Genomic DNA, 11,725 nt, shown 5'->3' with positions numbered 1-11,725 from the left:
AATCCCTGTGCACCAACTGGCCCTGTTGCTCCTGTAATTCCCTGAATCCCTTGGGCTCCTGTTGCTCCCGTTACACCAGCTAATCCCTGTGCACCAACTGGTCCTGTTGCTCCTGTAATTCCCTGAATCCCCTGGGCTCCTGTTGCTCCCGCTACACCAGGTAGTCCCTGTGCACCAACTGGTCCTGTTGCTCCTGTAATTCCCTGAATCCCCTGGGCTCCTGTTGCTCCCGTTATACCAGGTAGTCCCTGTGCACCAACTGGTCCTGTTGCTCCTGTAATTCCCTGAATCCCTTGAGCTCCTGTTGCTCCCGTTACACCAGGTAGTCCCTGAGCACCCACCGGCCCTGTTGCTCCTGTTATTCCTTGTGGCCCTGTTGCTCCTTGAGGCCCAGGAAGAGAACTTCCTGAAGTTTTAGCATATAAAGCATAAGGAACGCTTAATAATTGTGATGTCCCTGTTATGGTATAGTTATTGGAACCATTAGGGTCTGTTTCTATTTTTATAAAGTAAGTATCTGATCCCCAGTTAATTGTAGAATAAGAACCACTCACTAATGTACCGGCACCTATTTTTACAGTGACCAAGCCATTGATATTGGTAGGCTGAGTTTGAGTTTCAGAGTATACTATTGTTCCTGTTGTAGAACCTTTCAATATAGAAAATCTCATTCCTACATTCTGATTGCTAACCAATTGATTACTTGAATTTCTGATAATAGCCTGATAGCTCATTGCATCCTGCACTTGCGAAAACACTAAAGCAGAAGCCAGAGAGGCTGCTAGAAAAGAAAGCTTTTTCATAGGTAATTAGTTTTTTATATTTTATTTATCTGTTTTTAGAACCTTAAAAATTTTGATGGTCTTCCCTTCTTTTGATACTTTTAATAAATAGATTGAAGCTGGATAAGATGCCATTATAATTTGAGTTTGTGCCTGAAGAATAGGTTGGCTTGCCAGTAACTTGCCGGTGCTGTCAAAAATATCATAACGATATTTATTATAATCTTTAAACCCCATTTTCAAATTAAGAATATCTGCTGTGGGATTGGGGAAAATAGTAAGGTTCAAACTGATTTCGGTGATATCAACTCCTAATGTTGGTGTGATTTCATAAGAATGCTGAACACCTGTTGCAATATTTCCTGCAGGAGAAGATGCTGTTTCGTAAAAAATCTGGCCTAAAGAAGCTGTAACATTCCCTGTGGTGCCTGACATGTTAGTGCCACTGGTATTTAGAGTTTCTTGCCCCGAAACCTGAATCGAGAAACTAGCAAGAAACAAAGAAAGTGTAAAAAGTGTAGTTTTCATATCATATTGGCGAATATATTATTAGTTTTTTATTATCTATCAAATATATAATTATATTATGGTAACTATATTAATTTATAATTAAAAAAAATCATAATATATTTCTATCATTCTATCCTTTTACATTAAAACTGATTGATGAAAACTAAGAAAAGAGAATTTTGATACATCGTACCCATTAGATAAGATCCCTTAAATACTCTCTATTTTGTTTTACAGAAAGACAATCTGGTCTTGAAAGAGATGCTTTCTCATTGTATTCATGGGCCTTTTTATAGTCTCCTAAAAAAGATAAACAAACACAAGCCTCAATATTAGGGATATATCCTGAATAATCAGAAAATACAAAACCAACAGGATTGGCATTAGGAAGTCTTGTAGCCAAATCAAACCATTTAAATGCCTGATGATAATTTTGCTCCTCTTTATAGTAATATCCTAATTCACAACATATTTCCGATCTCGGAACATCATACTCAAAGCTTTTGAATAAGATCGGCAGAATTTTTTCTTTAGCGCCCATTTTTTTATATTCAATAGCTAATTGATGGCAAGTCGTTATGATATCTTCTCCCCAGCCTGATCCCAAATCTAAAAACTTTTCATAGCAGGCTATAGCTTTAGCCGTGTCGTTATGATCTTTCAGTTCTCTGGCATAATAATACCATTGTCTTGCAGAAAATTCTTTTCCATTCTTCTCCAAAGCTCTGTATATATCTATATTTCTTGTAGAAAGTTCTTCAGTTTTTGTTTTTTTATGCCAAATTTCAATATCCGTATACTGCAGATTACCGATCAGAGGAATACATTCATGAACCGGATCGATCCATTGATAGTTTTTACTTCTTTTAAATAATCTCTCCCGTGTTGAATGAAAAGAGGGATTGTTGTTGTGATCAAATGACAAAACATATTTCATAGTGACCATCTCAACATGATCTTTCAGGGTTTTCTTCAGCTCATTGATTTCTGCAACTGATTTTTCCGGAACAACATCATCAGCATCCAGCCACATCTGATAGTCCATAACCGCTTTGGAAAATGCAAAATTGCGGGCTGCGGAAAAATCATTAACCCATTCAAAATCGAAAATTTTGTCTGTAAATTGTTGAGCAATTTCTTTGGTCCTATCAGTAGAGCCAGTATCTACTATGATGATTTCGTCTGCAAATTTTATTGCACTATCCAAACATCTGCCTAGAACTTCCTCTTCATTTTTAACAATTAGACACAAGCTTATTTTCATTGGCTTCAAATGATTTTTAGGGTATAAATATACAGGTATTAATTGTAGCTATTTAAAATAGGAAGCTATATGTGTAAATATACTGAATCAAAAAACAATATTTGTTTTATTTTTAGGTTAATTACCTCTGCTTATGCTCTCAATACCAGAACTATGCTGCGCAAAGTCTCCTGACTTTGAGCGGGTAAATAAGATGATTCCCTTTATACTTGCTCCAAAGTCAGGAGACTTTGGAGAGCGGGAGATTTTCTATTCTGATTTTGTTTTTTTATTGGCTTATTTTTATTCTAATTAAGAGGCTTTCTGCCGGTAAAGATGTTGATAAGAACAACGATAATAGCAATAACCAAAAGCGTGTGAATCAAACTTCCTGTATCCATTCCCGGAATTATTCCAAGCATTCCTAAAAGCCATATAACGATGCAGATTACTGCAACAAGCCATAATAAATTTCTCATAATACTATTTTTTGTGGTTAGTGTTGTGATAGAATATAGGTTGGAAGGTTCAGTCTATTGATGCCTTACACCTTTATGATGGTAATTAGTATTTTTCTGAATCGTTTTATACTGTATATGAACATGATCATTACTGTACTTTGTATTTGAATAATGATGGTCATCTAATTCAGGTAAGGAGTAGTGAAATTCCTTGCCGTTCTTATAAAGCTTGTTATTATAAGTCCGGTAAATCTGATTTTCTTTATAAGTGTTTCCGTCAGGAGCCAGGTATATGTTAGTCTTTTTCTTCTTTTTTCGCTGATCCAGATAAAGCAAAAAACTTCCTGCTGCAAGAGCCAATGTAATTTTTACTATTTTGTTCATACGATTGTTATTTATTTTTAAATAATTACAATTTTTTTGCCATAAAATAGAAGTGTGGTATATTTTAAATGAAAAATATTTATTGTTATATTGAATTTAAAGAAAAAAATAAAGTCCGGAAGAACCGGACTTTATTTTTTATAAGGTTTGTTCCTGATGCTTTCCTTCCTTAATCTCTTCTACAATTTTAGCATTGAAAGAGGGCAGGTCTTTCGGAGTCCTGCTGGTAACGAGTCCTGCATCTACTACCACTTCGCTGTCTTCCCAGCGGGCGCCTGCATTTTTTAAATCCTGGCTGATTGAATGTACAGAAGTTAAATTTCTGCCCTCTACAACACCGGCATTTATTAATACCTGCGGACCATGACAGATGGCTGCTACAGGTTTGTGCTGGGCAAAAAAATCTTTAACAAAGCTGATCGCTTTTTCGTTGGTTCTGAGCTGATCCGGATTGATCACACCTCCCGGTAAAACCAAAGCATCATAGTCTGAAGCATTTGCATTATCTAAACTTTGATCTACAGGATAGTCTTTACCCCAGTCTTTTTCTGCCCAGGCTTTGATGCTGCCGTTTTCGGGGCTTACAATATGGGTGGTCCATCCCTGCTGTTCCAGATATTCCTTAGGTGAACTTAGCTCACTTTCTTCGAAGCCGTGCGTGGCCAGTATTGCTATTTTTTTTGACATAATGTTATTTTTGTGTTATGGGTTGATCAGGATGTCCGATAAATAGAGCTCTGATCATGCTCTGAAGGCTCATAGAAAAACTCCGCTTCATACAATGAAGCGGATACTCTTTTAGATCTTTAAATCCTCAAGGTTCTGAAATTTATCATGGGAAGCTCTTAGCTGATGAAGCTGATCCAGTACAACTTGTGAGCTTTGCGGACAAAGATCGCCACTGTCTAATGCATCCTGATAGGCATCAATAGCTGCATTTTCGCCATATACTACATTTCCCAAGGTGGCGTTAGCTGTATCTCCTGCAAAAGAGTTTTTTACATCTATCCATGCCCTGTGGAGTGCCCCGGCAGCTGATCCGGACTGATCGGGTACGCCGCCTCTCTCTGTAATAAGGCCGGTAAGTTCATTTTTCATGGTCTGAGATTGTGATACCATAGTATCGTAATCTGCCCTCAAATGAGGATATTGATCCCATACTTTATCTTCAACTTTATAAAATCCCTGAACTCTGTCATTCGTAATGTTCAGTAAATCATTTAATACTGAAACTGTTCTTTCGGTACTCATATTTTATATTTTTAAATTGGTACTATAAACTTTGCAAGTGTCATGCCTTAAACAGTAGATTTGATAAGATGTGGTACGTAAAGAAATCTTAAAATTTTAACAAATAAATCTTAAATATATAACAGAAGGGATCTTAGAAAGCAGGGAAAATTAACTGATGTACTTCTATTTCCCCCTAGATCATTTTTACTGATTATTTGGTGGGATTGAATATAATCAGGAAAGAAGGATAAAGCTCATTTATCAGAAAATTTTAAACATTTCCTGTAATCGTAATCTAAAGTTTTTTAAAATTTAAGCATAAAAAACAATCGAAAATTGGCATAGCTGGATCTTAGCGTACTTTTCCATAGGCTTTGATTGCTAACCTGCTTTTTTATATTGTTTATTTTTTAGCTTGCATGTTATTATACAGGTTATCAACTACTTTTTCTAGAATTTCTCCTGTTTCATTAAAGCTGGTGTTTGTCAATATGGATATCCCTATATTTTGTTTAGGATAAATCACAAACCAGTTATGCATTCCGTATATCCCTCCGTGATGCCTATATATTAATTGATGATCATTTTCTATGATGTACCAATGATAGCCTTCCCAAAAATCAGAACCTTCTTTATATAGTTTTTTATGAGATTCTTTGACAATAAGATTGGATGGGTCAAGCTGCAATTTCATATATTTCACCAGATCCGTAGTCGTAGAGTGCAATCCTGAAATTCCACCCCATAAAGTTCTGTTGAAATTAGGCATTAACTCGTTTTTATCGTTATAGCCTTTTACCAATCTTGTTCTGTCATTTTCAGTGAGTGTAAATTTTGTTTGGTTCATGGTATTGGGCTTCAAAATATATTCAGTAACCAATTCCTCAAAAGGTTTTTGATACACTTTTTCAAGGATATAGGCGGTCAGCTCCGGAGCTGTGTTTGAATAGGAATAGACTTCTCCGGGCTTCGTTTCAATGTTGATGAGTTTTAAACCTTCCAAAAAAGCCTTTTTATTTTCGCTTTTTATAGGGAAATTAGGAAATCCACTGGTATGGGTGATGAGGTGTTTGATTCTGATAGGTTCACCTTTGAACTCTAAATTAGGATAAGGTTCATTAAGATAGATTCTGATATCATCCTCTAAATGTATTTTTTGATCAAGTACGGCTTTGGCGGCTACATAACCTGTAAAAGTTTTAGTGACAGAAGCTAATTCATAAAGGGTAGAATCGTTGGGTTTGTTTCCCTTTCCAATCGTTAATTCTCCAAAATGTTTGATGGTAGATTTTCCGTCCTTAAGCACGGCAATGGAAACAGAATGAAATCTTTTGTCTTCTAATAACTGAAGAGCATTTTTTGTAATGGCATTTTCAACATGTTGTTGATGGGTTGGGTGAACACTATTACAGCTAAGTAAGGCAAAAAATAAAATAGGGATTACATATTTCATGGTCAGAATTTTACTTTAATATTGATAATCTGATGCAAATATGCTGTGTAGAATCCTGAAAAAAGTCCGTATAAAAAAGTCGGACTCATTTTAATGAATACAATGAGTCCGATTATCTGCAATGTAAAGTTCGATTTTTTACAATGGATTAATTATCAATTGTTTCTGAATGCGGTTGGCGTTTGGTTCGTGTATTTTTTAAAAGATGTATGAAAAGAAGATTTTGAATTGAAACCCACTTCATATAAAATTTCTAACACCGTATATTGTTTTTTCGTGGGATCTTTTAGAAGGGTCATTGCTTTTTTAACGCGGTATTCATTTACAAAATCAAAAAAGTGCTGATTGATATGATGGTTAATCAAAACAGACAACTCACGAACAGGAATATTCACCTGGTCCGCCAATTCCTGAATCGTTAATGAAGGTTCCAGGAAAGGTTCTTTTTCAACCATGAATTTTTTAAGCTGTTCGATCTGAATGCTTTTTGTTTCATTGGTTGTATTTTCAGTTTTTACTATTTCTGCAAAATCTTTTGTCGGTTGTAAGGTAGAATCAATTCTTCGAAAAAGCTCAGGATAATGTAATGCCTTTAAGATAAACCAACAGGCAGCCAATAAAAAGGAAGCTCCCGCTACAATATGGATCCAGATAAACATATCGTTGTATGCCGTATATCGTATGATATTTTTAAAAATAATACATACATGGATGAATAGGAAAATGATGGTAAGCTGAGACAGCCATTGGTATAACAAGGTGTTGGGATTCGTGTAGTTTTCAAGATAAATCTTCTTATATTTTTTAAGCACAGTGAATACGGCAACGATATAAAAGAAAAACTGCAGTTCTCCGATGAACTGATACACAAACATTTCAGGAGAGTGCCACATTGTGGTAAAGAAAGCTTCTTTTGCAGCACCTTCTGCCAGATAAAGCCTTGGAACCAACATTAAGTTGGCAACAATAAACGGAATAAGATGCAGTAAATGCTTTCTTTTTAGGGTAAAATCAGAATAACAAACAGCATTCACGTACAGATAAAAAAGAGGCATTACCAATAAGTAAGCAGATATTTTGAAAGCTTTCAGATTGTAACTCTCCACAAAAAGATGCATGAAAATTCCGCTGATATCAATGGCATTCATGATAAGGAACGCTGCAAATAATCTGTTTTCCAGTTTCCTTTCTGTTTTTACCGTTAACAAAAATACGGCAAGCAGCAGCGATATAAAAACAGCCATCGCAGCAATAACTTCCAGAAAACTTAATTTGTCCATTAGTTTTTTTACAAAAATAGGATATAAGTCATAAAGAGAAATGATGGTCGAGAATCATTTTTAAAATATTGTGCTCTGCTTTGGAAAGTCCTCCGGCTTTGAGCGGGTTAAATAAGATCATTTTCAACCCGAAAATGGGGGCAATGTTACTGAGTTTTGCGGTTAGGGAAATGATTTTAAATTCTGAATGAAAATTATAATTTGCCAGCGATGGGATTAGAAGATGGCTTTACTTCAAAAACAAATTTTCAAAAAGCCTTTAAAAAAGTGCCGAGACCCCCAACGAATATAAAAATACCGGCAAATAAGTACCAATTTATACACTTTTAAGCTTTTGAAACCTCTTCTCATTTTTATTACGGGAGTTTTGCATGTAAATAATTCAAATTACCTATTATGAAAAAGTTTTTATTACTAGCTGTTGTTATTTTGATCACCTCATGTTGCCATGACGATGCAAACCCATTACTTGATAGAAAAGCGATGGCACAGCAAAAACTCGATAAAGCTTTGTCCAACTTCCCCGGCTTAAGCCTTAGTGTAAAGACAGCTTCCGGGAATTATACCCTGGTGGCAGGAGACGCGGTCATGAATGAAAAGCCGATGGCTGCTTCTGCACTTCACTATATGCAGAGTATTTCAAAAACCTTTACTGCAGTGGCTGTCCTGAAACTGAAAGAGGAGGGCAAAATTAATCTCGATGCCAAAGTAAATACTTATCTTCCTGTTATTTGTAATCATCTTCCAAACGGCAATATCATTACGGTAAGGCAGCTGCTTACGATGACATCAGGCCTTCCTGATTATTTAGACAGCGATCAGTTTTTAAACGATGTTGTTGCAGTGCCGCTGCCTATGATGAGCGAACAGGTATTGACTTATGTATACAATCAACCCGCAAAATTTGCACCCGGTGCCTCATTTGGGTATTGCAATATAAATTATCACTTGCTGGCTCTTATTATTGATCGTGTTACTCCAAACGGGCATCGGAAATATATTACGGACAAAATAATTAATGGCATTGGACTTTCCAACACCTATTATATAGCAGGCTCGGCAAGCACTACAGCTCCCGAAGGAACGACGGCTAACTATCTGGAAATAGACCACACTTTTAACGATGTGAGCGAGTTGCAGTTGGGTACAGTACTTACGTTCATTGGCGATGATGGTATTGTGGCTTCTGCTCAGGATATAGCTGGATTTTACTACAAGCTGCTCCATGACAAAACGGTACTTTCGCCTGCATTGCTGGAAGAAATGAAGGTGACGGTGAGTGATCAGGGTACTCCGATATATGGCTTAGGGCTGCATTTTTATAAAACCAATGGCGGCCTGCAGGCCATCGGCCACCAGGGTAGTGGTATCGGAGCCGGTGCCAGTGCTTTTTATTTTCCTTCCAAAAATACCAGCGTCGTCCTGTGTACAAACACGGGAACGCTTTTCGATGCTATAAAAGAGGAGGAGTTACGGGCATTGTATGAGGAAATTATAGGGATATTGCTTGAGTGAAAATTAATGTAAGCCGCCGCATCGCGTCCCTTACGTACGAAGATATCAGCTAATGATGAGCCATCAGTGGGCAGTAGTGGAAAGAGAGGTAAAGAAATTGCCACTGGTCTCTTCAACATGGATACTGTCAACGGTGTGCTGTGGAAAGTCTCCCTTTTTGGGCAAGTCAATAAGATCATTTCCTTTACACTTGCTCCAAAGTCTGGAGACTTTGGAGAGCAGCTTCATACCAACTTATTGAAGGAAGGCTAGAGTTCTTTGTGTAATAAAGCCAAACAGATTGTTTGGACTGGTGGTTTTTTCCAACCCTTGTTTCCAATCTGTTTGGCTTTAAGGAAAATACATTTTTACTTCTTTGTTAAGCATTCTGTTGTTCCAACCATTTTAAAATTGCTTGGGTAGTTTCTTCCGGCTTTTCTTGTTGAATCCAATGGCCACAATCCAGACTCACCATATCCAGATTAGGAACAATATTTTTCAGGTTTTCAGATTGGGGAATCGTGTCCTGTTCACCATATATCATAAGAGTCGGCTGATGAATGATTGGGGGTATGTCCGCCATTAAGTGCCAGTTTCTATCAAGGTTTCTGTACCAATTGATACTTCCTCTAAACCCTGATGCTTCGAAAGCAGAAACAAATACAGACAGTTCGTTGTCTTCCATTAAGGGTTCCCCCAGTGGATTTTCTGCTTTTGCAAGATTGATCATTAGCATTCCGGGCTCTGGCGGTGTTGGAGGTACGTTTTTGCGGAATATATTACGGAGGAACTGAGAGGTGTTTTCATTCATTATGGCATCTGCTACTCCTGGCTGTCGATTGAAGTGAACAAAATAGAAGTCTCCTCCAAATATAGCTTCCATCAACTCAATCCATGGCTGTTCTCCACGCTCCTGGTAAGGCAAAGCCAGATTTATTATTTTATTTACCCGCTCAGGATGCAATAGTGCCAGGTTCCAAACAACATTGGCTCCCCAATCATGCCCAACAAAAGTGGCATCTCCATATCCAAAGTAATCGAGTAGTGCGACCAGGTCACCTGTCAGGTGTACAATATCATATTCAGTGACTTCGGCCGGACGGGATGAGTTGCCATAACCTCTCTGATTGGGAATGATCACATGATACCCGGCTGCAACCAATGCTGACACCTGATGACGCCAGGAAAAAGCATGTTCCGGAAAGCCGTGGCAGAGTACAATAGGTTTTCCGGCATTCTGTTTACCTGCTTCAAAGACTTCCAGTTCTACACCATTCACTGAAATAAGAGTAGGGTTGGGAAAATGGGTTGGCTTCAATACTGAGCTCATTTCGTTTGTCATTTTTTTCTTTTAAAGATTAATTAATGATGCAAACTTACACCGGCAGTGTGACAGCAGTGTGTCAGCAGTCAAAAATAAATGAGATCTATTACCTTCTACTGTGCAAAGTCTCCCTTTTTGAGCTAGTCAATAAGATTGTTTCCTTTACACTTGCTCCAAAGTCTGGAGATTTAGGAGAGCAGGTGTTTTCTTTTGATGAATCAAATATTTTTTGGGAATCAGCGTTATAATCCCTAATAACCTATTTAATGATGAACATCAGATACTTTACCCTTCTCCTGGGCTTATTTTGTACTAACCTTTTTGGACAGACTCCTGAAAAAATCACTTTTAAAGATACGCAGAACCATTATTTGAAATTACTTCCGAAGGATAAACCTGAAGGAATACTTGTTATTTTACCGGGTGGAGGTGAAAATGGCGAAAAAGTAATGAATCAGATTAAGCTGGATGATCTGGCGTTGGAGAAAAATCTTATCGTATTACTCCCAACCTGGGAAGATGGGGATTTTGGATTTCATATAGAGCAGAAGTTTTTAGACAGAATGGTAAAAGATACAGTGGAAAAGCATAAAATTTCCAAAGATAAAATATCAATGGGAGGACTTTCCGGCGGCGGAATGCTGGCTGTTACCTATGCTGAAAGGGCAATCAGGGACAAAAACACCTATTTTATACCCAATTCTGTATTCGCTCTTGACACACCGTTAGATTACGAGAATATGTATTACAGATGGCAGAGAGAGATGGAAAGAAACTATTCTGATATTGGAACTAATGAAGCTAAATATCTGACTGCTGAAATGGTTGATGCTATGGGTACACCGGATATAAACAGAGCCAATTACGTAAGAGAATCCATGTTTTCTTATCGTGAAAAAGATGGTGGCAATGCAAAATATCTTCTGAATATCCCTATTCTGATGTATACAGAACCGGGGATTATATGGCAGATGGAAAACAGAGGAAGGGATATTTACGACCTTAACGTGGCAGATATTACAGCGATGATTAATCTATTACGACTAAAAGGCCACAAAAACGCTGATCTTGTTATCACCAATGATCGTGGAATTCGTCCGGACGGTACAAGACATCCTCATTCATGGAGTATCATGGATTCTAAAGAATGTTTAAACTGGATATTAAAACATATGAAGGCATAAAGTTGCCACAGCTGATTGAACGTTTCACAGGTATTTACTAACGGATATACAGATAATAGCGGAAAAGATACTCATAATATCCAACTGTCAAAAGACCGCGCTACAACCGTATTGAACTTCAGGGATAGATAAAGCAAGATTTTTAGTAGAGGTCTTTGGCTGCAAAAACCCGATTGCAGATAATAGGTTTGAAAAAGGAAAGACACAAAAACTGTATAGTAGAGCTGGTGAAAAAATAATATAAACCTAATAAGAATATAGGATTAGATATTCTTTTGCTTAAAAAAATCCCAACGAAAGTAGACTGCCCCCAAAAAGTTAGACACTTTTTAGGGGCATTTTTTATGTATAAAAAAGAAAAATTTAGCATTGATTTT

At 37.2% G+C, this 11,725-nt stretch carries 13 protein-coding genes; 2 read left to right on the top strand and 11 right to left on the bottom strand.

Features of this window, described 5'->3' with window-relative positions:
* From AC07UM_RS17005 to AC07UM_RS16965, 9 genes are all read right to left on the bottom strand, one after another.
* Window positions 1-803: DUF8740 domain-containing protein (locus AC07UM_RS17005; RefSeq protein ID WP_494693856.1), on the bottom strand; the 803-nt coding region annotated here is incomplete at its 3' end.
* Window positions 804-824: 21 nt separating this feature from the next.
* Window positions 825-1,310 (bottom strand): T9SS type A sorting domain-containing protein, encoded by a 486-nt coding sequence (locus AC07UM_RS17000; protein ID WP_494681253.1) that lies wholly within the window; start codon window positions 1,308-1,310, stop codon window positions 825-827.
* 178 nt (window positions 1,311-1,488) lie between these two features.
* The gene (locus AC07UM_RS16995) at window positions 1,489-2,556 is read right to left on the bottom strand and encodes a glycosyltransferase (protein WP_494681252.1); all 1,068 of its coding nucleotides are present in this window, start codon (window positions 2,554-2,556) and stop codon (window positions 1,489-1,491) included.
* Window positions 2,557-2,843: 287 nt separating this feature from the next.
* Window positions 2,844-3,014, bottom strand: coding sequence for a lmo0937 family membrane protein (locus AC07UM_RS16990; protein ID WP_209805053.1), 171 nt, complete (start codon window positions 3,012-3,014; stop codon window positions 2,844-2,846).
* A 54-nt stretch (window positions 3,015-3,068) separates the two neighbouring features.
* Window positions 3,069-3,380 carry a hypothetical protein gene (locus tag AC07UM_RS16985; RefSeq protein ID WP_494681251.1) on the bottom strand — a complete coding sequence of 104 codons (312 nt, stop codon included), beginning with the start codon at window positions 3,378-3,380 and terminating at the stop codon, window positions 3,069-3,071.
* 138 nt (window positions 3,381-3,518) lie between these two features.
* Window positions 3,519-4,067, bottom strand: a complete 549-nt coding sequence (locus AC07UM_RS16980; protein ID WP_494681250.1) for a type 1 glutamine amidotransferase domain-containing protein — start codon at window positions 4,065-4,067, stop codon at window positions 3,519-3,521.
* A 111-nt stretch (window positions 4,068-4,178) separates the two neighbouring features.
* Complete coding sequence (locus AC07UM_RS16975; RefSeq protein WP_494681249.1) at window positions 4,179-4,631, bottom strand: PA2169 family four-helix-bundle protein; 453 nt, start codon at window positions 4,629-4,631, stop codon at window positions 4,179-4,181.
* 385 nt (window positions 4,632-5,016) lie between these two features.
* Entirely contained in the window at window positions 5,017-6,066 is a 1,050-nt protein-coding gene (locus AC07UM_RS16970; protein ID WP_494681248.1) for a serine hydrolase domain-containing protein, read from the bottom strand.
* A gap of 155 nt (window positions 6,067-6,221) precedes the next feature.
* Entirely contained in the window at window positions 6,222-7,346 is a 1,125-nt protein-coding gene (locus AC07UM_RS16965) for a helix-turn-helix domain-containing protein (RefSeq protein ID WP_494681247.1), read from the bottom strand.
* Window positions 7,347-7,856: 510 nt separating this feature from the next.
* Between AC07UM_RS16965 and AC07UM_RS16960 the strand changes: the two genes are divergently transcribed.
* On the top strand, window positions 7,857-8,861 hold the full coding sequence (locus AC07UM_RS16960) for a serine hydrolase domain-containing protein (RefSeq protein ID WP_494681246.1): 1,005 nt from the start codon (window positions 7,857-7,859) through the stop codon (window positions 8,859-8,861).
* A gap of 63 nt (window positions 8,862-8,924) precedes the next feature.
* Here AC07UM_RS16960 and AC07UM_RS16955 read toward each other — a convergent pair whose 3' ends face one another.
* Window positions 8,925-9,089, bottom strand: a complete 165-nt coding sequence (locus tag AC07UM_RS16955) for a hypothetical protein (RefSeq protein ID WP_494681245.1) — start codon at window positions 9,087-9,089, stop codon at window positions 8,925-8,927.
* Between the two features lie 130 nt (window positions 9,090-9,219).
* On the bottom strand, window positions 9,220-10,182 hold the full coding sequence (locus AC07UM_RS16950; RefSeq protein WP_494681244.1) for an alpha/beta fold hydrolase: 963 nt from the start codon (window positions 10,180-10,182) through the stop codon (window positions 9,220-9,222).
* A gap of 248 nt (window positions 10,183-10,430) precedes the next feature.
* Here AC07UM_RS16950 and AC07UM_RS16945 point away from each other — a divergent pair, with 248 nt between their 5' ends.
* On the top strand, window positions 10,431-11,348 hold the full coding sequence (locus tag AC07UM_RS16945) for a hypothetical protein (protein WP_494681243.1): 918 nt from the start codon (window positions 10,431-10,433) through the stop codon (window positions 11,346-11,348).
* Window positions 11,349-11,725 lie beyond the last annotated feature (377 nt).

This window comes from Chryseobacterium sp. GW821-FHT04C04 (assembly GCF_059420365.1).
Note: the sequence above shows the minus strand (reverse complement) of the source record. Positions and strands in the feature narration are given on the sequence as shown.